The organism is Mycobacterium sp. NGS29, assembly GCF_059812965.1.
In genome coordinates this window covers 279928-306032 of record NZ_JCALDR010000005.1, presented here as the reverse complement: position 1 = coordinate 306032, position 26105 = coordinate 279928, and the positions used below count along the sequence as shown (strand labels likewise).

The 26105-nt window shown below is 66.3% G+C and carries 30 protein-coding genes; 10 read left to right on the top strand and 20 right to left on the bottom strand.

What is annotated here, in order from left to right; genetic code table 11:
- Positions 1 to 294, top strand: coding sequence for a DUF1330 domain-containing protein (locus AC5Y5Z_RS09860; RefSeq protein ID WP_463827244.1), 294 nt, complete (start codon positions 1 to 3; stop codon positions 292 to 294).
- A 34-nt stretch (positions 295 to 328) separates the two neighbouring features.
- Here the strand turns inward: AC5Y5Z_RS09860 and AC5Y5Z_RS09855 are convergent, their stop codons facing one another.
- The 5 genes from AC5Y5Z_RS09855 to AC5Y5Z_RS09835 form a co-directional block, all read right to left on the bottom strand.
- Positions 329 to 520, bottom strand: a complete 192-nt coding sequence (locus tag AC5Y5Z_RS09855) for a ferredoxin (RefSeq protein ID WP_463827245.1) — start codon at positions 518 to 520, stop codon at positions 329 to 331.
- Entirely contained in the window at positions 517 to 1722 is a 1206-nt protein-coding gene (locus AC5Y5Z_RS09850) for a cytochrome P450 (protein WP_499919213.1), read from the bottom strand. Before AC5Y5Z_RS09850 ends, AC5Y5Z_RS09855 begins: the two co-directional genes overlap by 4 nt.
- 108 nt (positions 1723 to 1830) lie before the next feature.
- Positions 1831 to 2646, bottom strand: a complete 816-nt coding sequence (locus AC5Y5Z_RS09845) for an NAD(P)-dependent oxidoreductase (protein WP_499924893.1) — start codon at positions 2644 to 2646, stop codon at positions 1831 to 1833.
- Entirely contained in the window at positions 2646 to 3515 is an 870-nt protein-coding gene (locus tag AC5Y5Z_RS09840; RefSeq protein ID WP_499924891.1) for an alpha/beta hydrolase, read from the bottom strand. Before AC5Y5Z_RS09840 ends, AC5Y5Z_RS09845 begins: the two co-directional genes overlap by 1 nt.
- Positions 3512 to 5167, bottom strand: a complete 1656-nt coding sequence (locus AC5Y5Z_RS09835; RefSeq protein ID WP_499919208.1) for a thiolase C-terminal domain-containing protein — start codon at positions 5165 to 5167, stop codon at positions 3512 to 3514. The genes AC5Y5Z_RS09840 and AC5Y5Z_RS09835 overlap by 4 nt, the downstream gene beginning before the upstream one ends.
- A 72-nt stretch (positions 5168 to 5239) precedes the next feature.
- Between AC5Y5Z_RS09835 and AC5Y5Z_RS09830 the strand changes: the two genes are divergently transcribed.
- Positions 5240 to 6016, top strand: a complete 777-nt coding sequence (locus AC5Y5Z_RS09830; RefSeq protein ID WP_499924889.1) for an enoyl-CoA hydratase/isomerase family protein — start codon at positions 5240 to 5242, stop codon at positions 6014 to 6016.
- 96 nt (positions 6017 to 6112) lie between these two features.
- Entirely contained in the window at positions 6113 to 7411 is a 1299-nt protein-coding gene (locus AC5Y5Z_RS09825; protein WP_499924887.1) for an acyl-CoA dehydrogenase family protein, read from the top strand.
- Here the strand turns inward: AC5Y5Z_RS09825 and AC5Y5Z_RS09820 are convergent.
- Genes AC5Y5Z_RS09820 through AC5Y5Z_RS09805 form a run of 4 tightly spaced genes read right to left on the bottom strand, consistent with a single transcriptional unit; the run spans position 7400 to position 10709 of the window.
- Positions 7400 to 8362 carry a phosphotransferase family protein gene (locus AC5Y5Z_RS09820; protein WP_499924886.1) on the bottom strand — a complete coding sequence of 321 codons (963 nt, stop codon included), beginning with the start codon at positions 8360 to 8362 and terminating at the stop codon, positions 7400 to 7402. The two genes, AC5Y5Z_RS09825 and AC5Y5Z_RS09820, sit on opposite strands and share 12 nt — an antisense overlap.
- Positions 8350 to 9132 carry an SDR family NAD(P)-dependent oxidoreductase gene (locus AC5Y5Z_RS09815; RefSeq protein ID WP_499924884.1) on the bottom strand — a complete coding sequence of 261 codons (783 nt, stop codon included), beginning with the start codon at positions 9130 to 9132 and terminating at the stop codon, positions 8350 to 8352. The genes AC5Y5Z_RS09820 and AC5Y5Z_RS09815 overlap by 13 nt, the downstream gene beginning before the upstream one ends.
- Positions 9129 to 9425, bottom strand: a complete 297-nt coding sequence (locus AC5Y5Z_RS09810) for a ferredoxin (RefSeq protein WP_499924882.1) — start codon at positions 9423 to 9425, stop codon at positions 9129 to 9131. Before AC5Y5Z_RS09810 ends, AC5Y5Z_RS09815 begins: the two co-directional genes overlap by 4 nt.
- Before the next feature lie 3 nt (positions 9426 to 9428).
- Entirely contained in the window at positions 9429 to 10709 is a 1281-nt protein-coding gene (locus tag AC5Y5Z_RS09805; protein ID WP_499919203.1) for an NADH-ubiquinone oxidoreductase-F iron-sulfur binding region domain-containing protein, read from the bottom strand.
- Between the two features lie 37 nt (positions 10710 to 10746).
- Here AC5Y5Z_RS09805 and AC5Y5Z_RS09800 point away from each other — a divergent pair, with 37 nt between their 5' ends.
- A complete protein-coding gene (locus AC5Y5Z_RS09800) occupies positions 10747 to 11220 on the top strand; it encodes a hypothetical protein (protein WP_499924880.1) in 474 nt (157 codons plus the stop codon).
- A 2-nt stretch (positions 11221 to 11222) separates the two neighbouring features.
- Here AC5Y5Z_RS09800 and AC5Y5Z_RS09795 read toward each other — a convergent pair whose 3' ends face one another.
- The 8 genes from AC5Y5Z_RS09795 to AC5Y5Z_RS09760 form a co-directional block, all read right to left on the bottom strand.
- On the bottom strand, positions 11223 to 12092 hold the full coding sequence (locus AC5Y5Z_RS09795; RefSeq protein ID WP_499919250.1) for an alpha/beta fold hydrolase: 870 nt from the start codon (positions 12090 to 12092) through the stop codon (positions 11223 to 11225).
- Positions 12093 to 12109: 17 nt separating this feature from the next.
- A complete protein-coding gene (locus AC5Y5Z_RS09790; protein WP_463827257.1) occupies positions 12110 to 12520 on the bottom strand; it encodes a Rieske (2Fe-2S) protein in 411 nt (136 codons plus the stop codon).
- 1 nt (position 12521) lies between these two features.
- Positions 12522 to 13667, bottom strand: a complete 1146-nt coding sequence (locus tag AC5Y5Z_RS09785; RefSeq protein ID WP_463827258.1) for an amidohydrolase family protein — start codon at positions 13665 to 13667, stop codon at positions 12522 to 12524.
- A gap of 26 nt (positions 13668 to 13693) precedes the next feature.
- Positions 13694 to 14791 (bottom strand): amidohydrolase family protein, encoded by a 1098-nt coding sequence (locus tag AC5Y5Z_RS09780; RefSeq protein WP_499924965.1) that lies wholly within the window; start codon positions 14789 to 14791, stop codon positions 13694 to 13696.
- Positions 14792 to 15010: 219 nt separating this feature from the next.
- Positions 15011 to 15907, bottom strand: a complete 897-nt coding sequence (locus tag AC5Y5Z_RS09775; RefSeq protein WP_499924878.1) for an NAD(P)-dependent oxidoreductase — start codon at positions 15905 to 15907, stop codon at positions 15011 to 15013.
- Positions 15904 to 16284, bottom strand: a complete 381-nt coding sequence (locus tag AC5Y5Z_RS09770; protein ID WP_499924877.1) for a carboxymuconolactone decarboxylase family protein — start codon at positions 16282 to 16284, stop codon at positions 15904 to 15906. Before AC5Y5Z_RS09770 ends, AC5Y5Z_RS09775 begins: the two co-directional genes overlap by 4 nt.
- Positions 16285 to 16382: 98 nt before the next feature.
- Positions 16383 to 16784, bottom strand: a complete 402-nt coding sequence (locus tag AC5Y5Z_RS09765; RefSeq protein ID WP_463827261.1) for a DUF4189 domain-containing protein — start codon at positions 16782 to 16784, stop codon at positions 16383 to 16385.
- A 151-nt stretch (positions 16785 to 16935) separates the two neighbouring features.
- Positions 16936 to 18072: a phosphotransferase gene (locus AC5Y5Z_RS09760; RefSeq protein ID WP_499919197.1), complete on the bottom strand. Its 1137-nt coding sequence runs from the start codon at positions 18070 to 18072 to the stop codon at positions 16936 to 16938.
- 208 nt (positions 18073 to 18280) lie between these two features.
- Between AC5Y5Z_RS09760 and AC5Y5Z_RS09755 the strand changes: the two genes are divergently transcribed.
- The 4 genes from AC5Y5Z_RS09755 to AC5Y5Z_RS09740 are packed head-to-tail and all read left to right on the top strand — an operon-like array spanning position 18281 to position 21211.
- Positions 18281 to 18415: a hypothetical protein gene (locus AC5Y5Z_RS09755; protein ID WP_499924874.1), complete on the top strand. Its 135-nt coding sequence runs from the start codon at positions 18281 to 18283 to the stop codon at positions 18413 to 18415.
- A complete protein-coding gene (locus AC5Y5Z_RS09750) occupies positions 18412 to 19275 on the top strand; it encodes an SDR family oxidoreductase (protein ID WP_499924873.1) in 864 nt (287 codons plus the stop codon). Before AC5Y5Z_RS09755 ends, AC5Y5Z_RS09750 begins: the two co-directional genes overlap by 4 nt.
- Positions 19276 to 19304: 29 nt before the next feature.
- Positions 19305 to 19916 (top strand): nitroreductase family protein, encoded by a 612-nt coding sequence (locus AC5Y5Z_RS09745; protein ID WP_463827500.1) that lies wholly within the window; start codon positions 19305 to 19307, stop codon positions 19914 to 19916.
- Positions 19917 to 19942: 26 nt separating this feature from the next.
- Entirely contained in the window at positions 19943 to 21211 is a 1269-nt protein-coding gene (locus AC5Y5Z_RS09740; protein WP_499924871.1) for an amidohydrolase family protein, read from the top strand.
- On the opposite strand, the gene AC5Y5Z_RS09735 is transcribed toward AC5Y5Z_RS09740, so the two are convergent.
- The 3 genes from AC5Y5Z_RS09735 to AC5Y5Z_RS09725 are packed head-to-tail and all read right to left on the bottom strand — an operon-like array spanning position 21205 to position 23800.
- The gene (locus AC5Y5Z_RS09735) at positions 21205 to 22212 is read right to left on the bottom strand and encodes an NAD-dependent epimerase/dehydratase family protein (protein ID WP_499924869.1); all 1008 of its coding nucleotides are present in this window, start codon (positions 22210 to 22212) and stop codon (positions 21205 to 21207) included. The genes AC5Y5Z_RS09740 and AC5Y5Z_RS09735 overlap by 7 nt on opposite strands.
- Complete coding sequence (locus tag AC5Y5Z_RS09730; RefSeq protein WP_499924868.1) at positions 22209 to 23309, bottom strand: NAD-dependent epimerase/dehydratase family protein; 1101 nt, start codon at positions 23307 to 23309, stop codon at positions 22209 to 22211. Before AC5Y5Z_RS09730 ends, AC5Y5Z_RS09735 begins: the two co-directional genes overlap by 4 nt.
- On the bottom strand, positions 23306 to 23800 hold the full coding sequence (locus AC5Y5Z_RS09725) for a nuclear transport factor 2 family protein (RefSeq protein ID WP_499924866.1): 495 nt from the start codon (positions 23798 to 23800) through the stop codon (positions 23306 to 23308). The genes AC5Y5Z_RS09730 and AC5Y5Z_RS09725 overlap by 4 nt, the downstream gene beginning before the upstream one ends.
- Before the next feature lie 97 nt (positions 23801 to 23897).
- On the opposite strand from AC5Y5Z_RS09725, the gene AC5Y5Z_RS09720 reads away from it, so the two are divergent.
- Together AC5Y5Z_RS09720 and AC5Y5Z_RS09715 are read left to right on the top strand one after the other, a co-directional pair.
- Positions 23898 to 24896 carry an acyl-CoA dehydrogenase family protein gene (locus tag AC5Y5Z_RS09720; protein ID WP_499924865.1) on the top strand — a complete coding sequence of 333 codons (999 nt, stop codon included), beginning with the start codon at positions 23898 to 23900 and terminating at the stop codon, positions 24894 to 24896.
- Complete coding sequence (locus tag AC5Y5Z_RS09715; RefSeq protein WP_499924863.1) at positions 24880 to 26055, top strand: acyl-CoA dehydrogenase family protein; 1176 nt, start codon at positions 24880 to 24882, stop codon at positions 26053 to 26055. Before AC5Y5Z_RS09720 ends, AC5Y5Z_RS09715 begins: the two co-directional genes overlap by 17 nt.
- The last annotated feature ends 50 nt before the right edge of the window (positions 26056 to 26105 follow it).

Below are 26105 nucleotides of genomic sequence, written 5' to 3'. Positions count from 1 at the left end.
ATGTCCAACGGCCGCAAAGGGTATGTGATCCTCACCGAGGCCATCAAGGATCCCGAAGGCATGAAGGCCTACGGCAAGGCCGCCGGTGCGGCCATGGGTGGTGTGCGGGTTCTTGCGGTGGACACCTCGCCCACCGTCCTCGAGGGTGACTGGCACGGGGACCAGACCGTGGTGCTGGAATTCGAATCGGTGGACGCCGCCCGCGCCTGGTACGAATCCGAGGCATACCAGAACGCTGCCAAGCTGCGCCAGGCTGCGGCCGACTGCAACGCGGTCATCCTCGCCGGCTTCTGACGCCCGGCCCGCGATTGCGTTCCAGCTTGGGAGTTCACTCCTCGAGCGAGATCGCCTGTCTCGGGCACTGCCGGACGGCGTCGCGGACCTGCTCTTCGATATCTGGCGTGACCTCGGTCCGGTGCACCGTCAGCATGTCGTCATCGCCGAGTTCGAATACCTCGGGGATGATGCCCATACACACGCCGTTGCTTTCGCACAGATCCCAGTCCACTTCGATTCTCATCGCAACACCCGCACCGGAACGTTCTTCCAACCTGCGACATTCTGCATCTGGACCCGGTTGCAGTTGTCCCAGTCCACCTCGTAGCGGGGCATGAAATCCAGCAGCTTGTCCAGCGCGATCGCGCTTTCCATCCGGGCCAGGGCGGCGCCCAGACAACTGTGGATGCCGTAGCCGAAGGACAGGTTCAGTGCCTCGTGTCGGTCCCGGTCGATGTTGAAGGTGTCCGGGTCGGTCCAGACGTCGGGGTCGCGATTGGCCGCACCGTTGATCAGGAACACCGGTTTCATCGCCGGGATCGTGACCCCGTGCAGCTCAACATCTTTGACCGAGCAACGGACCTGATACTGCGACGGCGCCTCGTAGCGCAACAGCTCCTCGACCGCCGCCGGGATCTTGCTGCGGTCGTCGAGCAGTTTCTGCCATTCGCCCGGGAACCGCGCGAACACCACCGGCGCGTTGCCGATCAGCTTGGTGACGGTCTCAGCACCGGCACCACCCAATAATGTTGCGAATCCTGCGATTTCGATGTCGTCCAGTTTGGTCTTCTGACCGTCTTCGCGTTCGATCTCGGCCTCGATGAGCTTGGTGAACAGGTCGTCCTGCGGCTTCACCCGGCGTTCCTGCAGGAGTCCGTAGTACAGGGTCCCGGTTTCGATGTTGGCTTGGATGCCTTTCTCGCCGGCCTCGACCTGTCCGGGCTCGCGGTGCAGGGACTCGTCGATCAGAAAACGGATCCGTTGAGCGTGCTCTTCGGGCACCCCGAGCATCGTGGTGATCACCTCGACCGGGAACGGGCCGGACAGTTCCTGCACCACGTCGAAGTTGTCCGGATCTACCTTGGACAGGTACTTGTCGATCTTCGCGCCGACCATCTCTCGCTGCGATTGGATGGCGCGCGGCGTGAACACCTTGTTGAGCAGGCTGCGCATGTGCCGGTGGTCCGGCGGGTCCATGAAAATGATCGACTTCTGCTCCGGCGGCTTGCCAGTGCGCACCATCGACAGGTCGATGCCGAAGGCCGAGGAGTAAGTCTCGAAGTTCTTCAGCCCGGCCGCCACATCCGCATGCCGGGTCAGCGCGTAGAAGTCGTATTCCTCGCTGTAGTAGACCGGCGCTTCCTGTTGCATCCGTTTGTAGGTGTCCCAGGCGCCGTTGAAGAAGTCCTGCGAGAACGGGTCGAAAATGACCGTCGATGTCGTCAATGGAGGCTCCTTGCTGCTGAGCTGCGGACTGAAGCCATTACAGCTGAACGCCCGACTGTAACGTCAACGGTAGCGGCTTCCGGGCTGGTCGGGAAGGGAAATCTGGTTTCATCTCGGGGCATCCATCAGGCTCAGTGCGGCGTCGGCCGCCGCCAGTGCGGCGCCACCGGACGCCGAGGCGCGCTCGGCGAGGTCCACCAGCAGTCGCACGTCCTTCTGCAGTAGCGGGCCGGCGAGACCGGCCAGTCGCGCCACGCCGCCCGCCTTAGCAATCGAGCTGAGCGCGAAGCTGTTCCCGCTGCTGCGCGCAACGACGTCAGCCAGCCGTGCCGGGGAGACGCCGAGCGCCTCGGCCAGGGTGAGAGCGGTGGCCGCGGTCCCGACGTTGGCGGTGAACAGCAAGTTGTTGAGCAGCTTGGTGGTCTGCCCCGACCCCAGCTCGCCGAGATGGATGACGGCGTCGGAGTAGCTTTCGAAGACCGCACGGCAGCGCTCGACGACCTCGGTTTCACCGCCGACCATGACCAGCAACCGGCCCTCGCCGGCCGCTGGTCCGCCACCGCTGACCGGCGCATCGATAATCGAGACACCCTGTGCGGCAGCTTTTTCCGCGATGGCGCGGCAGGTGTTGGGGTGCACGGTGCTGTGCACTGCGATCACGCCGCCCGATTGCAACCCGGCCAGCACGCCGAGCTCGCCGAAGGTCAGTTCCTCGACGTCGGAGTCACCGACCACGCACAGGCAGACCAGGTCACTGGCGGCGGCGAGTTCGGCCGGCGACCCGGCCACCCGCGCCGGGGTGTCCGCGAAGGACTCGAGGGTCGCTGCCCGGCGGGCCCACAGCGTCGTGGGGAAGCCGCTGTCGACGATCCGGCGCGCCATCGGAGCGCCCTGGCTGCCCAACCCGATGAACCCGACGCGCATCAGCCCACCGCCCGGTCGGCGCTACCCGCAATGCAGTGGTCGACGAATGCGAACACCTTGCGGTGGTACTGGGCGGCGGTCAGTCCCAGGCTCAGATTATGCCCTGCTTCAGCGAGCAGTTCGGCTTCGAAAGATGCCGCGGCGCTGAACATCTCAGCGATCTCGGCCAACGCTTCCGGATCGGAGCGGTACACGTTGTCGTACTCACCCAGGCTGAACCTGACCGGCACCCGCACCGCGGGCGCCAGCGTCGGGAAGTAGCGGTGCGGCCAGTTCAGCGCCACGTCCCGCTCGTAGGGCGGAGCGACCGAAGAATTCGTGATGCCGCGCAGAATGTCTGCCGGATACAGCCGCGTCGGTTCCCACAACAGTTCGCGGGTGCCTGGCGGACGTTCCTTGACCTCCGCGGCTTTCATGATCTCCTTGGCGGCGGCGTGGTAGCGCCGGCCGGTGCCGCCGAGTTCGAGGCCGAGCAGTCCGGCGCCACGGTCGTGCGCCGCCATGCGGGTCGCGAGTTCGCAGCCGCCCGAGTGACCCAGCACGAACAACCCCGCCCCGCGGGGTCGCTGACCCAGGATGCGGTCGACGGCACCGTAGGCGAGGTCGACCCGTTGCTCGGGGGTCCGCACGGCGTCCGGATATGCCGCCGAGCTGCCATGCCCCGGCCGGTCGAGCGCAATGACGGTGAAGCCCTGCGCTTCTCCCAGTCGCAGTAACGACAAGTCCGGATGCCCGGGACAGTCGAAGTAGACCGCGCTGGTGCCGCCGCCGTGGATGGCCAGGATCACGGCCTTGGGACTGTCCGCTTCGGCAACGACCGCCGACATGGGTACGCCGTCGACGATCACCACCCGGGGGCGGGGACTCATCCGTCGCTCCGCAACAGGATCACGCCGCTGGGGGTCAACCCGCCGCTGCTGACCACGCCGACGCGGGCGTCGGCAACCTGGCGCTCCCCGGCCTCACCGCGCAATTGGCTGACCGCCTCGTGCAGCAGCCCCATGCCGTGCGTGCGGCCGTGGGACAACTGGCCACCGTGCGTGTTCAACGGGATCTGGCCGTCACGGGCGATGTTCTTGCCGCCGTCCAGGAATTCGCGGGCCTCACCGATCCCGCAGAACCCCAGCGCCTCGATCCAGGACAGGCAGTTCATCGTGAAGCCGTCGTAGAGTTCGGCGACGTCGACGTCGGCCGGCCGTAACGAGGTACGCGTCCACAGGTGCGCCGACTGGCCCAGCACCTGCGGTTCGTGGGTCAGGGTGCTCTGGTCCCAGTCGATGCGCTCGATGATCTGGGTGCCGACGGCCTCCACCAGCACGGGCGGTTTGGCCAGATCGCGGGCGGCGTCGACCGCAGACACGATGACGGCGATGGCGCCGTCGCACGGCACGTCGCAGTCGTAGAGGCCGAACGGCGTGGTGATGGGCCGCGCGTTCAGGTAGTCGTCCATCGTCATCGGCGACCGGTAGACCGCGGTCGGATTGAGTTCGGCGTTGGCGCGCTGATTCAGCGCGATCCAGCCCAGGGTTTCCTTCGTGGTGCCGTACCGGTGGAAGTGCCGCTGGGCGTTGAGCGCCAGCGTGTGAGCGGCCGAGGTGGCGCCGAACGGCCACTGCCAACTGGCGGTGCGGCCGCCGGACGGGACGATCTTGCCCTGCTTCATCTGTTCGTTGAAGGTGGCTTCCCACAGCGTCCGGAAGCACAGCACGTGCCGGGCCAAGCCGCCGGCGACCGCCAGCATTGCCGCGATCACCGATCCGCCGGGTCCGAATGTCTCGATACCGCCGTTGTGCCAGGTCGGCCGAATGCCCAGGGCCGCTTCCAGATTGGTCACTCCGCCTTCGCCGAACCCGCCCAGGTTGCCGCCGCCGGGATAGGTCGACAGGCCGTCGATGTCGTCGAAGCTGAGTCCGGCGTCGGCGATGGCCGCCTCGCACGCCTGCACGGTCAGCGACAGTGCAGGCACCATCAAGCGCCGTCCGATCGGCGACATCCCGATCCCGGTGAGCGCGACCTTGTCCTCGAACTTCTCCGTCGTCAGCATCGGACGGACATACTCGCCAAAACGCTCCGGTGCGATCTCGTCGTCCGGCAGCGCGCCCGGTGCGGCATCGGGGACCGGACGGAACAGCGGCAGCCACACGTCTTCGATCTGCTCGAACACGACCTCGACTACCTGACCCAGTTCGAGTTGCTCGGGATCGGATTCGACGATGTTGGTGGTCAACCGGACCCGCGGGTCCTCGTCGATCGCGACCTGGGCCACCACGTACGGCGCCGGCATCCCCGGCAGGCTGAAGCGGTGGTTGATGGTGAAACCGGCCAGGGTCGCCCTGCCCGAGACTTTGCGTACGCCCATGTCACGGGAGCGGCAGTAGCGGCAGACCGGTGCGGGCGGATGGATCAGCGCCGCGCAGGCACGGCACTCCTGGATCCGCAACGTGTCGTCGGCGCCGGCGGTCCAGAAGAATTCGTTCTCATCAGTGATCTGGGGCAGCGGGCGTCCCGGGGCTGTTGACACGTCACCTCCGCAGGCTGAACGTACCGGTAGGCACGTTATGCGAATTCGAGAATTACGTTATCATCTCCGAGTGTGACGGAGACGCTGGTCCGGGAGACACCGCGGTCCGGCGTCACCATCCTGCGATTCAACCGTCCCGCACGGCTGAACGCGATCAACGCGGCAATGCTGGCCGAGCTCACCGAATCGCTGGGCGACCTGGCCGGCGACACCTCGGTGCACGCCGTCGTGCTCACCGGCGCGGGCCGCGCCTTCTGTTCGGGCATCGATGTGCGCGACTTCGGCACCGGCATTCCCGAACCCGACGATCCGGCCCTCGACCGGCTGAGATTTCAAGAGGCCATGGCCGCGATACCGCAGGCCATCCGTGATCTGCCGCAGCCGGTGATCGCGGCCGTCAACGGGCCCTGCGTCGGTGCCGGATTGGCCATCACATTGGCCGCGGACATCCGAATCTGTTCGACGGCAGCGTCATTCGGAAACGCGGCGATTCTGCTGGGCCTGTCGGGTGCGGAGATGGGCATGAGTTACCACCTGCCGCGGGTGGTCGGTGCCAGCGTCGCCGCGGACTGGATGCTGACCGGCCGGACGGTGTCCGCGGCCGAGGCGGATCGCCGCGGATTGGTGAGTCAACTGCTGGAGCCGCAGGCGCTAGTGGACCGCGCGGTGGAGCTGGCCGGGCATATCGCCGATCTGCCGGCTCTGGCGACCCAGCTCACCAAACGGACACTGCACGTGAACACCGACGCCGCGGGCCTGGCGCCGGCAATCGAACTGGAGAACCGCAACCAGGTGCTGACGCACGCCACCGACGAAGCCGCCGCGTTGCGTCAGAAGTGGTCGCGATGAGCGCGTCTCACAGTGACTCTGCAGCCGCGGCGCGAATTTTGCCGCCGATATTGCGCCCTGAGCGCAGACTCAACGTCGAGGGAGAGGAATCGGCAAATGGCGTGGGACTTCTCGACTGATCCGCAGTGGGCGGAGCAACTCGACTGGGTGGCGGATTTCGTCCGCTCGGAGTGTGAGCCGGTCGATCTGTTGGTCAAGGAGTCGCACGACCTCAACGACCCGGTGCGTCAGGCGCTGATTCCGCCGCTGCAGCGCATCGTCAAGGAACGCGGGCTGTGGGCCACCCACCTCGGGCCGCATCTGGGCGGACCGGGCTACGGACAGCTGAAACTGGCCCTGCTCAACGAGATCCTCGGCCGCTCCGAATGCGCGCCGATCGTATTCGGTTCCCAGGCACCCGATTCGGGCAACAGCGAGATCCTGGCCCACTACGGCACACCCGAGCTGAAGAAGCGCTATCTCGAGCCGTTGCTGGACAACCGGATCGTGTCCTGCTTCTCCATGACCGAACCGCAGGGCGGCGCGGACCCGAAGGTCTTCACCACCTCGGCCGTCCAGGACGGCGACAGCTGGATCATCAACGGGGAGAAATGGTTCTCGTCCTTCGCATCGATGGCGTCGTTCCTGATCGTGATGGCCGTGACGGACCCCGAAGCCGCTCCCTACCAACAGCACTCGATGTTCGTGGTACCGGCCGAGACGCCGGGGATCAACGTCCAGCGCGACGTGGGTCTGGGCTATCAGCCCCTCGGCGGTGGCCGGGAAGGCTATGTGCGCTACGACAACGTGCGGGTTCCTGCCGACCAGATGCTCGGTCCGCGGGGCGGCGCCTTCGTGGTCGCCCAAACCAGGCTGGGCGGTGGACGCATCCACCACGCGATGCGCACGGTCGGTCTGGTGCGCCGCATCTTCGACATGCTCTGTGAGCGTGCGGTTTCCCGCTACACACAAGGGGACATGCTGGGCAACAAGCAGTTGGTGCAGGAGATGATCGCCGACTCGTGGATGGAGATCGAGGCGTTCCGGCTACTCACCCTGCAGACGGCGTGGAAGATCGACCAGCACAACGACTACAAGGCTGTCCGGGCCGATATCTCGGCGGTCAAGGCGATGATGCAGAAGGTCCTGCACGACGTGTCGGCCCGCGCGCTGCAGGTGCACGGCTCGCTCGGTACGACGCACGAGATGCCCTTCGTGCAACACCTGGTGGAGTCGTTCGTACTCGGCCTGGCCGACGGACCGACCGAGGTGCACAAGACGGTGTTGGCCCGTCTGCTGCTCAAGGACTACCAGCCCGCCCCGGACCTGTTCCCGTCCGAGCACCTGCTGCGGCTGCGCGCGGCCGCCGAGCGGAAATTCGCCACCCAGTTGGCGGGTATCACCCTAACCCAGTAGCTCCCCAGCGCGAATCAACAAGTGCGGCAGCACCTTTGCCATCGCCGCTACGTCGGCGGCAGGCACTGGCCGTCGCCGGTTGTGTTTGACGATCAACGACCAGGTCGCCACGGACTTGAAACAGGCCAGCGCCTGGAACCAGTCGAGGTCGGGCACCGGAACTCCCAGTGCCGTTCGGTAGGTGGAGGCCAGTTCCGTCGGATTCGGTGTCATGCCCAGGTAGCGGGTGGCACGCCGATAGGTCCGCGGGTCGCTGTTGATCAGGAACCACCCGACATCGACGCGTGGATCGCCCACCGACCAGATCTCCCAGTCGATCACGGCGGTGATGTCGGCGCCGACGGCGAGCAGGTTGCCGAGTCGAAAGTCGCCGTGCACCAACGCGGGACCCAGCGGCGCGGGCACCGATTCTGCCAGCGCGTCGGCGACATCGCGCCATCCCGGCGCCAGTGCGGGTTCCACCGTCTGCAGGGCGCGACACCAGCGTTCGACTTCGGCGCCGGCGCTGCTGACCGGCTCGTCGCCCAATCCGACGGCAGAGTGGTCAACCCGGTGCAGCTGCGCCAGCATTTCGGCAGCACTCCGATAGCGTTGTGGCACAGCGCTGTCGACTGCAGCCCCCACGTCGTACAACGGCTCGACGGAACTGCCGTCGACCCACGACATCACAAACAGCGGCGGCACCAGCGGTGGGTCACCCGGATCCTCGAACAATACGTCGGGGACGGGAAGCGGGGTGGAGTGGAGCGCTTCGATGACGCGCGCCTGACGAAGCACGTCGCGATGTCGGGTGGGTGCCAGACCGGCGGGGGCGACCTTGACCACCACCGGGCGATCCGCCGTCTGCCCGACGTAGGTCAGGCTGGAGGCGCCCCCCGACAACGGGCGCAGCCCCTCGACGTCGGGCAGTCGACTGCGCACCGTATCGAGCGGATCGGTCAGCTCAGCCACCCGATTTCGCGGAGGAAGGTCTGGGTGTGCGCGATGCGGCCGGTCATCGACGCGGGGTCGCCTGTGCACAGTTCGAGCGCGGTCTGGGTGATCAGGCCGATGTCCTCGGTGTCGGCCTTGGCCAGGTCCAGGATGCCCGCACCGGGGGTGGCCACCGGTCGGGACGGCGCAGCGGCGTTGACCGCGATACCGTCGTCGTACAATTCTGCGGCAAGGCTTTTCGTGAGCCGGTTGAGCGCGGCCTTGACGGTGCCGTAGATCCCGAAGCCCGCTCCGCTGTCGAACGCGTCGAAGGGTGGGCCGGGCGGCAGGTCGCCACCGACCGAGGTCACGTTCAACACCCAGCCCCGTCGACGTTGCCGCATCGCCGGTATCGCCAGCTGCGTGAGATGAAGCGGCGCCAGCACATGCATCTCCAGCATGAGTCGCACCCGCCGCTCCGGGAATTCGTCGAGTGGCCGCAGGAAGGTGACCGCCGCGTTGTTCACCAGGATGTCCGGCGCGCCGATACGGTCCACGACTTCGCCGAATAAACGCTCGCGCTCTTCGGTTTTGGACACATCGGCCGGGACCGCAACCGCAGCGCCACCCGCAGCGGTGATCTCGGCGAGGGTTTCTCGCAGCGAGCCTTGGTATTTGGGGTCGGGATCAAGGGTCCGCGCAGTCAGCGCCACGGTGGCCCCTTCGGCGGCCAACCGCAGTGCGATCGCCTTACCCAGACCTCTGCTGGTCCCGGTCACCAGGGCGGTCTGCCCGGCGCACCGTGTCAACGGATGAATCCCCACTCGGCTTCGTTGGACTCGGTCTTGATGCGCGAGGCGGGGTCGTCCTCCTCGTGCAACTCCGGGTGCGGGGTACTCGGCCGGGGGGCCCCGACTTCGGTGATGGCGTGCACCGGGCAGTCCAGCAAAGCCCGCATCACCGCGTCCCGGTCCTGCTGCGGCACCGTGCCGTCGCCGATCAGGCACGCGTATCCCCAGTCATCGAGGGAGAAGTATTCGGGTGCGTGCTTGGCGCACAGACCGAATCCGTCGCAGATGGTGCGGTCCAACCGGATCTTCATCCCTCACACCCCTTCGACCAGGTAGGGACGCTCGGCGCGAAACGCTCCGTGCCGGCAGTCCGGGCAGCTGCCGTCGAGGTGACGGGCGACGTCGTCGGGAAACTGGTCGAGGAGGGAGGCCGCGATGTTGCAGGCGGCGTCCAGCGTCCCGCAGGCACCGCGCGCCCGCAGCACCACCGACCACCGCCGCAGCCGGTCCAGGTCCTCGGTGGCCGCCACCCCGTCGCGCAGAGCGCCTGCGGCAGCGGCCATCGCCGCCGTGCCGTTGAAACAGGAACCGCATTGGCCGGCGTTCTCGCGGTCGAAGTACGCAAGCACCGCGGCCGCGACTGCGACCGGACATTCGTCGGTGATCACCGAGATCGCACCGCAGCCCAGTCCACTGCCGATCCCGCGGATGGTCTCATGGTCCAGAGTGGTCTCCAGCACGCGGTGGTTCAACAGCCCGGCGAAGTAACCACCCATCAGCACCCCACGCAGCTGATCCGGTGAAACCCCGTGTACGGCAAGGAGTTCGGTAAAGGGCAGGCCGTGTGGAAGTTCGTAGAGGCCAGCCGGCCGACCACCCCCGGTGATGGTGGCCAGGAAGGTGCCCGGAGACTGAGCTGTGCCCTGGGAACGGAACTCCGCCGCGCCGTGGGCCTGCAGGTAGGCCAGATTGGCCAGTGTCTCGACATTGCTCACCAGGGTGGGCCGGCCGCCGACGCCGACTTCGAATGGGCGCGGTGGCTTGTCGGTCGGTTTGACGGGTCCCCCGTTGACGGCGTTGACTGCGGCGGTCTCTTCCCCGGCCACGTAACCCGGTGGCACGGACCACACCTCGACGCTGGGCGCGCTGGCATCCAATTCGCTGAGCGCCTCCTCGACGCTGCGCGCTGACTCGGCGTCGGACACATAGACGTAGGCACGCTCGGCCGCGACGATCGCCGCGGCCAGCCGCAGCCCGTCCAGCACGAGGTGCGGCCGGTTACGCAGCAGCCAACGGTCCTTGATCGAAGCCGGTTCCCCTTCTTCGCCATTCGCGATCACTATCGCGCCGCCGGCGATCACCCCGTTGGTGCGTACCGTGCGCAACTTCACCGCCAGGGGGAAGGCCGCGCCACCGCGGCCCAGCAGACCGCTGGCTTCGACCTCGGCCAGCAACTTCTCGGCGTCGCCCAGCGGACGGTAGCCGCCCCGCTCGCGATAGGCCGCCAGGTTCTCCGGGCCGGATCCGGTCAACAGACGCGGCGGGCAACCGGGCCAGACGGCGGTGACGAAGGAGGCGGTCGTCTGAGTCTCCATCAGCTAGCCTCCCACCCGGCCGGATAGGCTTGGCCGCATGCGGACTGCGGTGGTGCGCGTCAATGTCGATCCAACCGGTGTGCTCTCGCCGGCGCGGCTAGCTGAGGGCATGGCGACGCTCCTCGGTCTGGCTCGTGAACTCGGTGCCGATGTGGTGGCCAACGACCTGGCGGCCCGGCCGCCGAGTCGGCGCGAGGTCGAGGTCCTCATCGCCGGCGACGATGGCGAAGGGACCAAAAAAACCGCTATGAACTTGTGCGACAGGGCTTTCGGTGTCACACCGGTGGCGGGCGTGGTCACCTTCGTCAGCCGCGGCACCGACGACGATGCGCACGGGGTGCTGTCCGGGTTCGGGCTGCGTGGCACGGTGCTGCGTGAGCCCGGCGACGAGGGTTACGACATCGTCTATGTGACGTTGCGCGAAACAGACCTCGATCGGGTTCCGGAAAGCCGCATCCACACCGCACTCGAGGCGTCGCTCAACTGTGAGGTCCACATCCGCACCGAGTGAACTCATGTGCTGCCCAGGAATTCGAGGATGGGCGGCGCAGCCAGCACCCAGGTGTCGAACATGTTGAAATGCGTAACCCGGCCCGCCGCACGGTCTTCGGAGGCGCGCTCCCAGGCGTCCTCCGGCCACGGCGGGTCGATCAGTTTGGATCCCTTGATCAGGCAGCTGACTTCCAGCGACGTGCGCTTGGGATGATCCAGGTCGTTCTCGCCACCGCGGATGATCAGGGTGGGGACCTTGATCCGGTCGAACATTTCGTCCTCGACACCGGGAATCGTCTGCCCCGGCTTGGAGACGAAAGCATTGAGCCAGCGCAGCTGGATCTTGAGGAACTCGTCTTTGTCGAAGTCGAGGAACCGCTGTTTGTTGGCCGGGTTCTCCGCGATCCGGTCGCGCCACTCCTGAACTCTCACGACGCCGTCCATGCCGGTGCCGCGCACTGCCAGGATGCTCGGCACGATGTAGAAAGACCCCAGCACGAAGGTGCCGTACACGCCGCCGACGATGTTCCACACCACGAGCTTGGTCACCATCTCCGGATAGAGCATGGTGGTGAGCATGGAATCCCTTGCGCCGCCGGACCCCCCGGCCAGGATGCACTGCTCGAAACCCAGCCCGGTCACCAGCTTGTGCAGGGTTTCGGCGCGCATGTGCGATTCGCTCTGCCCGTAGAACTGCACATCGGAGGCGCCGCAATTCGGTCGGTCCCACAGCAGCACGCGGTAACCGCCGTCGGCCAGTGCGTCGGCCAGCGGACGCAGGCCCTCGATCTCCTTACTGAACCGCCCCCCCGGGGTCAGCGCGATGAGATCGCCGGTGTCACCGAGGATTTCGTAGACTACATTTCCGCCGTTGATCTCGATCGTCGACACCTGGTTCTCCCGCGTCGTCACGCCATCACCAACACGTCGTTGCCGATCACGCGGACCGGGTAAGTGCGGATACTCCATTCCGGTTTGACCGCGGTGGTACCCGTCGCGAGTTCGAAACCCCACTGGTGCCAAGGGCAGTAGATGTACTCCAGATCCCGCACCATGACTGCGTCGCCGGGCGCGGTCTCGTCGACGACGGTGCGTCCCCGCGCCCGCCCCGAGCACAGCGGACCACCTTGGTGCGGACAGTAATTCGCAATGGCGTAAAAGGTGCCGTTGACGTTGTAGACACCCACGCCGTGACGCCCGATCGGCACCAGTTTGTGGGTGCCGGGCGGGATCTCGTCGACGGTGGCCACCACGTGTTCACGGCCCTGGGCGAGGCGGGGCGGGGGCAAGGTGTGCGCCCCCCTTTCGTCCGGTGTCAATTCAGAGCACCCGGATCTGACCCTCGAGCACCGGAACGGTCTCGGGGAGGTGGTATGTCGCGATGCCGTTCTTGTACATCACCGCGTCGCGAGCCGCCTTGGGCAGGTGCTTGACCAACCAGCGTGGGTCATCGAACGTCCAATGCGGGTAGTCCGAGGAGAACAGCAGAATTTTCTCGCACTCCATCCACTCCAGTGCACGGGTCAGCTCCGTCTTGTCCTCCGGGTAGTCCAGCGGCTGAGTGGTGAATTTGATGTGTTCCTTGACGTATTCGGACGGCTTGCGCTTGATGTCCAGCCACGACTTGCGCGCTTCGTAGATGGAGTCCATCCGCCACATCAGGGGCAGGATCCAGCTGAACGCGTGCTCGACGAAGACGATCCGCAGGGTCGGGAACCGGTCGAAGACCCCGTCGAAGATCAGGCTCATCACCTGGTTGGCGGCCAGCAGCGAATAGGTGACCATGAAGTCGTGGTTGTAGCTGGGGTAGCCCACCGGCGGCGTCGGCAGCTCCTCGTAGTGGCTGCGGGACAGGTGACAGCTCACCGTGATGTCGTGCTTGGTGGCGGCGGCCCAGATCGGGTCGTATTTCGGATGGCCCCACGACGGACGCGGCTCGGCCTTGATCAGGATCTGGGCCATGTAGGGGTGCCCGGCCCAGCGTTCGATTTCACGCACGGAGGCGTCCGGGTCTTCGATGGCGGCGCAGATGGAGCCGCGCCACCGCTGGTGCCAGTTGTTGTGGCTGTCCAGCCAGTGGTTGGCCTGCCAGTCGTTCAACGCCACCGACATCGCGTGCTGCGCTTCGTGAATGCGGGCCGGATACGCGGCTGGCTCCAGGATCGCGATGTCGGAACCGGCCTCCATGATCAGCTGCCGGAACGCCAGATCCGGGTCGCTGCAGGGGAACTCGCCGTTGGTGGGGAAGGAGTCCACGCGCATCGCATAGCTGTGTGCGTAGTCCGGGGCGTCGTAGTAGATCTGCTCGCCGACGTTGCGCGTCAGGAAGTACTTGCTGCGCCAGGGCTCCGGGATGTAGGGGACCAGCTCACCCCGTTTGGGTGCCGGGTGGACATCGGAGTCGACGCATCGGACGGCTATGCGCTCGGCGGGCGGCACCCGCTGCTGCGAATGGGTCAGGGTCATCTGAATCTCCTCGGTCTCCCTGGCATCTACTGTGCGCCCACCCCGGCCGGGATGTCTATGCCGTACAGCTGTGCCGCGTTGCGCCAACACACTTTGTCGCGCTGTTCGGCGGATAGTGCCCGGGGCAGTGTGCGAATGTCGCCGCATTGCCAGTGCGGATAGCTGGAGCCGAACATCACCATGTCGTCCTTGCCGGTGAAGCCGAACCATTCACCGGCGAATTCGACGTCGCCGGGTCCGTCCAAGGCGCCCTGAACGAAGAACACATGGCCCGGCAGGTAGTCGCTCGGCATCCGCGGCGCCCAGGGCGTCTGCTCCAGGTGCGGGCGGCCGAAGGTGTCCATCCGCCACATGAACGGCGTGACGAAGTCGGCGGCCCCGTCGGCGAAGACGAATTTGAGCGTCGGGTACCGCTCGAAAACGCCCTCGGCGATCATGTTCATCAGGTGGTAGAGGTAGTTCAGCGCCATGAAGCTGACGTACTGCTCGTAGGTGCGGGTGTTGCCCGACGGGGTCGGGGCGAAGCCGATGCCCGAGCCGGACTCGATGTGCACCGCGACCGGAAGGTCGGCTTCGACGGCGGCCTCCCACAGCGGCCAGAACTGTGGTTTGCCATAGACCTCGCGAGACTGCAGCGGCACACCGAGCTGCACCACCCGAGGGTGGTCGCGGTACTTCTCGACCTCGCGCAGCGCGCCGGCGACGTCGTCCGGATTGATCCGGAGGGTGCCCCGGAACCGATCGCCGTACTCGTCATGGTCCAGCCAGCGTGACACCATCATCTCGTTGTGCGCGGCGTGGAGCGCGCTGCCCAGGTGCCGGTCCGGCATGATCCCACGGCCCATCGGATGCAGGATCGCCACATCCACTCCGCGGTTGGCGAACAACTCCTCGGCGACGAATTCCGGATCCGAGCCCGGGTAGCTGCGACCCCGCTCCGGTCCCTTGGTGTTGGGCGCATACTCCCCGCCCGGTGCGCCGTACCAGTCGTTCTCGTAGTCGGGAAAGCCGCGGCTCTTGAACGGTTCGCGCAGGAAGTTGCGCAGGTCGGTGTTCGAGGGGAAGAAGATGTGGACGCTGGCGTCGATGAGCGGCGTGCGCACCCCGTCGTTGTGTTCGATCACATCAGCCACCCTCCGGCTCCGGCGGTCTGGGCGGTCATGGCCGGGCCATCTGATAGACAACCTAACATTTTGCCTCGCTATCCCTCAACGGATTGCCGGTAAGCAGCTCGGTTACTCATCCGACCAGGTAGCAGTATCTTTTTCTAGCTTGTTGCAAGTGCAGTTCTTAGATGTGGATAATAACATTCTCCGCGTTGAATGTAACTTCTGCTGCGGTGTTCACCTCGCGTCGGCAGGTCCGACGGTAACGCCGGCCTGGGCTTCGAACGGCTTGATCACCTCGGTGAAGTCGGAGTTGGGTCCCTGATGCTGCGCTACCACCTCCCAGAGTCGTCCGACGGTGTCGGCGAGTTCGGTCGGCACCCCCAGGGCGTGGGCCTCCTCGAGGTAGAGTCGCACGTCCTTGACCATCAGTCCGGTGGCGAAGCCGTAGTCGAAGGTGCGGGGCAGGATGGCTCGCGGAAACTTGTCCCGGCTGGCACTGGTGGCCCCCGAGCCGGCGTTGAGCACCTCGAGCAGGACGGCCGGATCCAGACCTGCCTTGACGCCCATCACCGCGACCTCAGCCGTGGCGACGAGCACGTTGGCCGCCAGGATGTTGTTCGCCAGCTTCATGGTCTGCCCGGAACCGGGCCGGTCGCCCACGTAAAAGGGACGGCCGAACGTCTCCAGGATTGCGTGGACGGCGTCGTACTCGGCACGCGGGCCGGCGACCATCAAGGCCAGTGCGCCGCGTTCGGCGCCGCCGACGCCACCGCTGACCGGGCTGTCCATCGCGACGATGCCGCGCCGGGCCAGCAGTGTGTGGATCTGCCCGGCGGTCCGGCTGCCGACGGTGGACAGGTCGACGTAGCGCCGAACCCGCGAGCCGTCGATCACGCCGTCCGGCTCGGTTGCCACCGCGAGCGAGACGGCCGGCGTCGGCAGGCTGGCCAGCACGGTCTCGGCACCGTCGGCGACTGCCCGCGGTGACGACGCCGGGTGGGCGCCCAGGGCGGTGACGCGGTCCAGGGCCGCCGCGCTTTTGTCGTAGGCGATGACATGATGACCCGCTGCGATGAGCCGGCGTGCCATGGGGAAACCCATGTGCCCCAACCCGATAAAGCCGATGTTCACGCGTTGTCCAGCTCGTCGAAGATCTCGGCGGCGGCCCGGAAGCTGTCGACCGCGGCGGGCACCCCGGCGTAGACAGCGACCTGCAGGAACACCTCGCGGATCTCCTCGCGCGTGACGCCGTTGGTCAGTGCGGCCCGGATGTGGGTGCGAAGTTCGTGGGGCCGGTTGAGCACCGACGTCATGGCCAGGTTGAGCATGCTGCGGGTTTTGCGGGTCAGGCCGTCCCGACCCCATACCGCGCCCCAGCAGTATTCGGTGACGAGATCCTGCAGCGGCCCGGTGAACTCGTCGGCCCCGGCGATTGCCTGATCGACGTAGGCCTTGCCCAGTACCTCCGAGCGGATCTGCCGCCCCCGCTGATATGTTTCGCTGTCCAACGCCCGGCTCCTCTGCGACTAGGGTCAGTCAGGAGTGTAGGGCCACGGTCGATGGCTGCTCGATTCGCTTGCCGGACGGCCGAATTGGACCGGCTGGGTCAGTTACAGGCCCAGTCGACGGGCCACCCGCCGGCGAGATTGCTCATGGCGTGCAACTCGGCAGCCCGGCGCGTATGTCCGAACCCGCCGTGGTAGCTGGCACCGTCGTGCACGACCGCACCGCAGTGGGTGAAGGTGCTGACCACGGCACACCCGGGGGCACCGCAGCGCGACAGCGCGAGTTGCTCGGCTCCCAGCTTGCTGACATGGCGGCGTGCCTTGCCGGAGGTCCCGTCGGGCGCGTAGGCGATGGCGCCATAACGGGTCAGAAGTGGCGGCAGGTTCTCGGGCATCGCGTTGTCGGATGCGCGTGCGTGAGCCGGCTGGACCAGGGAAAACAGCATTGCGGCGGCGGCTACCAGGCTTGCGAGCGCGACGCGACGCCGTTGTCGTGTCGTCATTGTGCTTTTCCTTCCTCGATTCGTGGTGAGCAGACGTCGGTTCGGCGAACGCTACCGCTCGCCGTGTGAGCACATGTTCACATGCCGGAAACATGCAACCTCTACTATACCCACTTTTGCCGCCCCCGAAGCAGGCCCGGCGCACCGGCTGCTACATCGAATCTTTCAGCGCAGCAACGGTTTCCAGGTCGTCCAGCGCGGTGACACCGCGCCGCAGTCCCGCCATGGCGATGTCCTCGACCTGCATGCCGCCCATCCCGGCGGTGATGAGGGCAGCCACATAGGCATACGACGCGCTCTGGCGGAAGCGCAGCCAGAGGTCGTCGCGGTCCAGCTCGGGCCCACCCGCAGCAGCCAAAGCGCGGCGGTAATCGTCGAGCAGTTCGCGCTGGGCGGCGATTCGATCCGTCAGCGTCAGGCTGGTGACCAGCGTGTAGGCCAACTCTCGGGACGGATGGCCGCGACGCACCGCCTGCCAGTCCAGCAGCCCGGCCGCACCGTCGCGGAAGTACACATTGCCCGGGTGCGCATCGCCGTGCATGACGGTGTGCGGAGCAGCGTCGATGATCGCCGCGACGGCACGGTAGTTGTCGGCGATGAAGCGGCCGTTCTGCACCGCAATGTTGGTGCGCTCGGCGAGCCGCTTGATCGAGGTGTGCATCAGTGGGCCGGTCAGCAGGGATGTGACGTCTCCCGACGGCGTGTAGAGCCATCCCAGCGGTCCGCGGTCGTCACCCGGCAGTCGGCCCCAGAATGTCGCGTGCAGCGTGGCCAGGAGTTCGACGAGCAGGCTCGCCTGATCGACGGACAGGGGATTCAGCGTGTCGGGGAACTCGCATGATCCGGCCGGCAGATCCTCCAACACCAGCAGGTACCGGCCGGTCCAGGGGTCGAACGCGGTGCCGTAACACTGCGGGACGCCGGTGAGCTCCGGGGCGAGCCGGCGGTAGAAGCGCACCTCAGTGTGCCCGAGGCGGCCCAGTTCGCCCATCAACCGGGTCGCGGCGCGCTGCGCCGTCAGCTTGACGAACACCGATTCCGGGACGGCGTCCCCGGTCAGGGCCAGTCGCGCCCGCGACGATGTGCCGGCGTGACCGTCGAGCAGGCTGACCGTCCCGATGCTGGTGCCCATAACGGACGAGAGGACACCCGCGTCGATCTGATCGGCCGCCCGCGGTAGTCCGGCGCGGCGGCCGACGAGCGCATCCGCGGCGACCCGACCGACTCCGCGGCCCAGGTGGCCGACCAAGCCGGCCATCAACACCGCCTGTGGCACAGGGTTTTTCATGTCAGTCCGTTCTGATGTGACCTGGGCGGGCTGCGACCGTCCCGGCATAGCGAAAATAGCCGACCGCCCGGTACTGCCACGCGAGGATCGCATCCCACAGATCCGAACGGCCGACCGCTGACTTTACAGATTTGCCCGAAACTGTCACGCTGTAGCCGCCGGGTTCCACCCTGCGGGGGATCACAGAGAAGGCGCGAAGGATGATGCGGTGACCACGTCTCAAGTGTTGTTCGACGAGGCTCCGGCGTATTACAGCGAGCACCACGACTGCGATGCGCTGAGCCGGCACGAGGACGTCGCCGCGGCGTTCACCGCGCAGGAAGGCGAGGGGGTGCATCGATGAGCGCACCCGACCGCCCGCTGGCGGGTCGTACCGCGGTCATCTCCGGCGCAAGCCGTGGCATCGGCTTGGCCATCGGCCTCGGGCTGGGCCGGCTCGGGGCAAACGTGGCGTTGCTGGCCAAGACGGCCGAACCGCACCCCAAGTTGCCGGGCACCGTTTACTCCGCGGCGTCGGAGATCGAAGCGGTCGGCGGTAAGGCGATAGCCGTGGTGGGAGATGTCCGCAGCGAAACGGATGTCCAGCACGCCGTCGACACGGCCGTCGAGACCTTCGGTGGCATCGACATCTGTGTCAACAACGCCAGCGCAATCGCCACCGAGGCCACCGAGCTGCTGTCGGCGAAGAAGTTCGACCTGATGCAGGACATCAACATCCGCGGCACATTCCTGTTGACCAAGGCCGGCCTGCCCCAGCTGCGGCGGTCACCGAACCCGCACGTGCTCACCATCGCTCCGCCGCTGAACCTGAGCCCACGCTGGTTGGGTGCGCACCCGTCCTACACGTTGTCCAAGTACGGCATGACCTTGCTGTCGCTGGGCTGGGCCGCCGAATATGCCGCTGACGGAATAGCTTTCAACTGCCTGTGGCCCGAGACCTACATTGCGACCGCCGCGGTGGCCAATTCGCCCGACGCCGAGTCGCAACTCGCCCGGTCACGTGACCCGGCGATCATGGCTGACGCGGCGGTCGAGATCGTGCAACGTCCGGCCAGGACCTATACCGGTGGGTGTCTGATCGATGCTGACGTGCTGCGGGCGTCGGGCAGATCCGACCTGCGCCGGTACGGTGGCGGCCCAGACCCGATCCTCGACCTGTTCCTCGACGAGCCCGCGGGCGACGCCGGCGAAGGCACGTCGTGACAGGAGCATGTGACGACATCTGGACGGTGATGTCGACCGCTCGCACCATCCGCCGGTTCACTGACCGGCCTGTCGACGATGCCACGTTGAAGCGGTGTCTGGAAGCCGCCCAGTGGGCACCCTCGGGTGCCAACGCGCAGGGCTGGCGCTTCGTCGTACTGCGCTCACCGGAGTTACGTGCAGTCGTGGCTGAGGCTGCGGCACAAGCACTTCGGGTGATCGAGCCGGTCTACGGCATGAGCCGGCCGGCCGGCGACGACCACACCCCGAAGGCTCGCACCAATCGGGCCACCTACGAGTTGCACGACCGGGCAGGCGAATTCACCTCCGTCCTGTTCACGCAGGTCCACTATCCGACGGCATCAGAACTCCTGCTCGGTGGTTCGATCTTCCCGGCCATGCAGAACTTTCTGCTGGCCGCCCGTGCCCAGGGACTCGGCGCCTGCATGACCAGCTGGGCGTCTTACGGTGGTGAGCGGTTGCTGCGCGACGCCGTCGGGGTACCCGATGACTGGATGCTGGCCGGGCACATCGTCATCGGCTGGCCGCTAGGCAGACACGGGCCGGTGCGGCGCCGGCCGTTGTCCGAAGCGGTCAACCTCGACCACTGGGACGGTCCGGCCGGCCAACTACTGGACTGACCGGTCTACATGAAGGAGACCTCCGCATGAATATCGACGACATGATTCTGGTGAGCATCGACGATCACGTCGTCGAACCACCTGACATGTTCCTGCGCCATGTGCCGGCCAAGTACAAGCCGGAGGCGCCGATCGTGGTCACCGACGACAAGGGTGTCGATCAGTGGATGTACCAGGGCAGGCCGCAGGGCGTGAGCGGACTCAATGCGGTGGTGTCCTGGCCTGCCGAAGAGTGGGGTCGCGACCCGGCGGGATTCGCCGAGATGCGGCCGGGCGTGTACGACGTGCACGAGCGGGTGCGCGACATGGATCGCAACGGAATCCTTGCCTCGATGTGCTTTCCGACCTTCACCGGCTTCTCGGCACGCCACCTCAACATGCACCGCGAGGAAGCCACCCTGGTGATGGTGTCGGCCTACAACGACTGGCACATCGACGAGTGGGCCGGGTCCTATCCGGATCGGTTCATTCCGATCGCCATCCTGCCCACCTGGAATGTCGAAGCGATGTGCGCCGAAATCCGTCGGGTGGCCGCCAAGGGTTGCCGCGCGGTCACGATGCCGGAATTGCCACACCTGGAAGGACTGCCCAGCTACCACGACGAGCAGTACTGGGGCCCGGTCTTCACGACGCTGTCCGAGGAGAACGTGGTGATGTGCCTGCACATCGGTACCGGCTTCGGGGCGATCAGCATGGCGCCCAACGCACCGATTGACAACCTCATCATCCTGGCCACCCAGATTTCGGCGATGTGCGCCCAGGACCTGCTGTGGGGACCGGCGATGCGCAACTACCCCGACTTGAAGTTCGCCTTCTCCGAAGGTGGAATCGGTTGGATCCCCTTCTATCTGGACCGCAGCGACCGCCATTACACCAATCAGAAATGGCTACGCCGCGATTTCGGTGACAAGCTGCCCAGCGACGTGTTCCGCGAGCACTCGCTGGCCTGTTACGTCACCGACAAGACGTCGCTGAAGCTGCGCCACGAGATCGGAATCGACATCATCGCCTGGGAGTGCGACTACCCGCATTCGGACTGCTTTTGGCCCGATGCCCCGGAGCAGGTGCTGGCCGAGCTCGAGGCCGCCGGTGCCGACAATGCCGACATCGACAAGATCACCTGGCAGAACTCCTGCCGGTTCTTCGGCTGGGATCCGTTCGCCCGCCGGCCGAAGGCTCAGGCCACGGTGGGTGCACTGCGTGCCGGTGCCGCCGATGTGGACGTGACGATCCGGCCGCGGGCCGAGTGGGCGCGACGCTACGAGGAAAAACTCGCGCAGTCCGCGCTTCAGTGAGGCGAAGTGCCCGCACCTGCTGACTGCGCAACGAACCATCGCGCGGCTTCGGCGATCGAGTCTTCGACCGGCTGTGGCTGCCAACCCAACTCACGCTCGGCCTTGCTGTGGTCCAGCGGCGACATCAGCTCCGCCATCCGGGCACCGACGTAGGCGAACGGCAGGTCGCGGTTCAGCAGCCGGGCGGCCAGGTCGTTGATGCGGGAGGTGACGCGCAGGACCGGCATCGGTATCGGAATGCGCGGTGGGCGCCGACCCACCGCGCGGGCCGCGATCGCGTGCAGCTCCCTGGTGCTGATATAGCGGTCGGAGATGATGTAGCGCTCCCCGTTTCGGCCCTTATCGGCGGCGAGAAGCATTGCGCGAGCGGCATCTTCGATGCCGACGACCTCCAGTGAGAAGCCCATGTAGAACGGGAGCTGTCCGGCGGCCACCCGGGCGATAGCCCCACCGTGCGGGGTGGGTGCCCAGTCGCGCGGTCCGTAGGTGGTCGAGATGCACATGGCGACGGCCGGCAATCCGCGCTCGCGGGCGTACTTCAAGACCAGATCCTCGGCGGCGATCCGGGATTGGATGTACGCGCCACCGTTAGTCCAGTTGTGCGGGTCCGCCTCGGTGACCAGGCGGTGATCGTTGATCGCCAGTGTCCCGGTGCTGCTGGTGAAGACGAACTTTCGCAGATCGGCGGCCACGGCGGCGTCGAGCACGTGCTGCAGGCCCTCGACATTGGTGCGGAACAACGGCGCGGTGTCACGCAGCCACATGCGCGCGTCGACCACGCAGTAATACACCACATCACACCCGGCCATGGCCGTCCGCAGCGCGTCGTCGTCGAAGACGTCACCGTAGCAGCGTTCCACCGGGAGATCGTCGATACCCTTGGTAGAACTGGTTTTCCGCAGCATGACCCGCACATCCTCGCCGGCCTGCACGAGCTGACGGGTGACATGCGAGCCCAAAAAGCCACTGGCGCCGATGACCAGTTTCTTGGTCCCGGTCATGATGCGCCCGCCAGTGCGCCGGGTCCGTACTTGGCGCCGATCATCGTCCATGGGTCGGCGTACGGCCCGCGGTGTTCACGCCTGTCCAGCACTGCGAAAAACACGCGCAAGGCAGGGCGCACCACCGGGCCGATCAATTTCAGCAGCACTCGGCGCCGACCCATCGATTCGGCGACATAGGCCACGGTCTGCGACCAGTCGTGTTCCTGAAACTCGAGCAGCCCTTGAGATTCCGTGGTATCGAACCACCCGGTGAAGCCCCAACCACGATCGTCGTCCGGATCGCCGGGCAGGCCGGTGGATTGGCCCAGCCGGCCGATGCCGACCGCGGCCATGATGTCGTCCTGCAGCTCGCTCATCAGCTGGACGCAGCTTTCGTTGCCGGCGATCAGCAGTACCTTGCCGTCGACGGCCTCGCGTCGGTCCACGGCATTGGCGAAGGCCAGTGCGACGTCGCGAGCATCGGTGGCGTGCATGCGGTTATCGACGGGTGTGGAACGGACCAACACCAGGTAGTCACCGTCGAAGCTGGCGGCGCCGTCCGGTGAGACGATTGCCGCCAGCCGCAGGATCGTATAGGGCAGACCGCTTTCGGTGATGACGGCTTCGGCCAGAACTTTGTCTTCGCCGTACTGGTCGATCGGATTGACCGGGGTGTCGGCGGTGATCCGCTCGGGCTGCCGATTCGGGTTGCGGGAGCCGTACACCGCTGCGCTGGAGGCGAATACGAACAGCGGTGGGTCGTCCAGGGCCTGTGCGGCGGTCACCAGGTTGCGGGTGCCGCCCACGTTGACCTTGCGGGCCAGTGCGGGATTCCGGTACGAGGGTGGCGCGACGACGGCCGCGAGGTGCACGATCGCGCCAGGTTGATGGCGGCCCAGCACGGCGGCCACGGCGGCGGCGTCGGTGAGATCGGTGTGTTCGGTGATCAACGTTCCGGGATGTCCGGCCGCACCGAGAGACGCAGCGATCGCCGTCGAATTGTCATTGGCCAGATCGACTGCGATCACCGTGCGACCGCGGCGTAGCAGGATCTCACAACAGCGTCGACCGACCTGGCCGAAAGCGCCTGTCACAAGCACTGTTTGACTGCTCATCGCTCGAACCTCCGGGCCAGGGCTGCCGCGCTGTCCCGCAGTCGGGGCGAGATACGCACGGAGAACAGGGGATTGAACACATCCTCACGCAACCGGGTGAGTGTCGAGGTCTTGATCAGCCAGCCGTGATCGGACTTCTCGTACGTTTCATGGTAGTGACCGAAACCGTTGAGGTTGACACCCGGGCGGAGTCGGACCACATCCTGCAGGGCCCACACGCCGGTGGCCGACGTCGCCGTCCGCAATTCGACTTCGGGGGCATGAACTTGGTGCACGGTGGGATTGGTGCCCAACATGGCACGGACGTAGGAGACGAACTCGTCGGCTCCGGTAATCAGCTTTCCACCCGACGGCGAGGTGTCGCTGACGAAGTCGTCGGCGAATAACGTGCGCCAGTCGTCCCAGCGCTTGGTGTCCAGATAACGGCAGTATCGGGCCTTGAGCTGCTTGATCGCCTCGATCTCCAGCAGCACGGCGGCGGTGTCCAGCATCCGGGCCCTTCCGTAAGTCGTAACCGATTTTGAGATTACTACTTCCATCAAAGAGAATGTTATTCTCGCTAGATAATCCCGACGGGAGGCGGCCCGGATGCTGTTGGAGTTCGATGCTGATCAGCGGCTTTGGCAGGACACGGTGCGCGACGTCGTGGCCAAGCAATGTCCGCCGTCACTGGTGCGCAGTGTGGCCGAAGACGGCGCCGACACCGAACCGTTGTGGAAGCTGTACCGCGAACTCGGCTGGACCGAACTCAACGACCCGGCCAGCGCCGTCGAGCTGGCCATTGTGCTCGAGGCGCTCGGCCACGCCACCGACCCCACCCCGTTCCTGGCGACGCTGAGTCAATTCGCGCCGCTGGCCGGCGACCGATTCGACCCGGGCCAGTCCGGCACCGCGGTCTACAGCGGAGTCACCGCCCGGCGCGACGCCGAGGGGTGGGTGCTCGACGGCACCGCTCGTCACGTCCTCGACGGTGACCGGGTCGACCAGGTGGCGGTGGTGACCGAAGCCGGAGTGTTCCTCGTAGCCACCGACCAGCTGTCGGCGCGACGGGAATCGGTCTTCGATCCGGTGCTGCACGTCGCCGACCTCTCGTTCCGCGAGGTGCGGGTGCCCGACGGCGACCGACTCAACACCGACCGCGAGCGAGCGCGACACACCGCGCTGACGGGCATGGCCATCACCATGGTCGGAGCCTGCCAGCGCATCCTGGACATGGTCCTCGAACATGTGCGCAGCCGGCACCAATTCGGCGTTCCGATCGGCTCATTCCAGGCCGTGCAACACAAAGCTGCCGACATGCATGTGGCTGTTCAGCGGGCCCGGTCGCTGTCTTACTTTGCGGCACTGACGATTTCCGCGGACGACCCGCGCCGCAGGCTGGCCGCCGCGATGGCCAAGGCGTCAGCCGGCGAGTGTCAGTCGCTGGTGTTCCGGCACGGCCTGCAACTGCACGGCGCAATGGGATTCACTTGGGAGAACGATGTGCAGTTTGCGCTCAAACGGGCCAAGGCCGGTGAGCTGATGCTCGGGGGTGCCGCGGAGCATCGAGCCCAGATCGCCGAGGAGTACCGTGCAGCTGACTTTTGATACCGAGGTCGAGCAGTTTCGGGCGGAATTCTCGGCGTTCCTCGACGACAATCTGCCGGACGCCAGGGAATGCACCGAGCGACCCCGATCGGTGTCTCACATGCCGGCCTGGGCGCGGCGCTGGCAGCGGCTGCTGTTCGACAACGGCTGGCTACTGCCGACCCAGCCGCCCGAGTACGGGGGCCGCAATGCGACCGTGCTGCAGCAGTACGTCTACCTCGAGGAGCTGTGCCGCCGCCGGATCTACCACAGCCTCAACCCGCAGGGTGTCAATATCGTTGCCGCATCGCTGATTTCGTTCGGCAACGACGAGCAGAAGCGACGCTGGGCGGTGCCCATCCTGCGAGCCGAGCTCACCGCGTCACTGGGTATGAGTGAGCCCAGTGCAGGTTCCGACCTGGCGTCGTTGCGCACCCGGGCGGTGCTGGACGGCGACCACTTCGTGGTCAACGGGCAGAAGGTGTGGACGTCGGGCGCCCACGATGCCGACGTCCTGCTGACGTTTGTCCGGACCGACCCGGACGCGCCGAAACACAAGGGCATCAGCGCATTGGTCATCCCCACCGACACCGAGGGCGTGGTCTGTCGGCCCTTCGCGTCGGTCTGCGCCGCCGACGACCTGGATTTCAACGAGGTCTTCTTCACCGATGTCAAGGTGCCGGCCGAGAACCTGGTCGGTGAGCTCAACGGCGGCTGGCGGGTGGCCAACGGCTCGCTGGGGCACGAACGCACCATGATGTGGCTGGGGTTCGCCGACCGGATGGACAATATGCTCGCCGACTTCGTGCCCAGCTCCGCATTGGACCGCGACCAGTACGCCACCACGATCATGGACAAGCAGGCACTGCGCCTGTTGGGGTCGGTGGCGCTGGCTCGTGCGTCGCGCGGCGAGGACGACACGTCGGCCATCTCGGTACTGAAACTTCTTGGTTCCGAAGCGGAATTGCGGATTTCCGAGTACGCGTTGGCCGCGGCGGGTGGGGACGGTCTGGTGCATCCGGCGTTGACCGGGCCGTACGCGCCGATGAATCTCGACCACTATTTCGCGAGTTGGTTCGAGCGGTACGCCCGCAGCTTCTCCGGCACGATCGCCGGCGGTACGTCGGAGATTCAGCGCAACATCATCGCCCAGCGGGTGCTGGGTTTACCTCGCGGGTAGCCGTCCACTTCGGCGCCGAGGGTGACCAGCGTTGCACGCTCGGCGACACC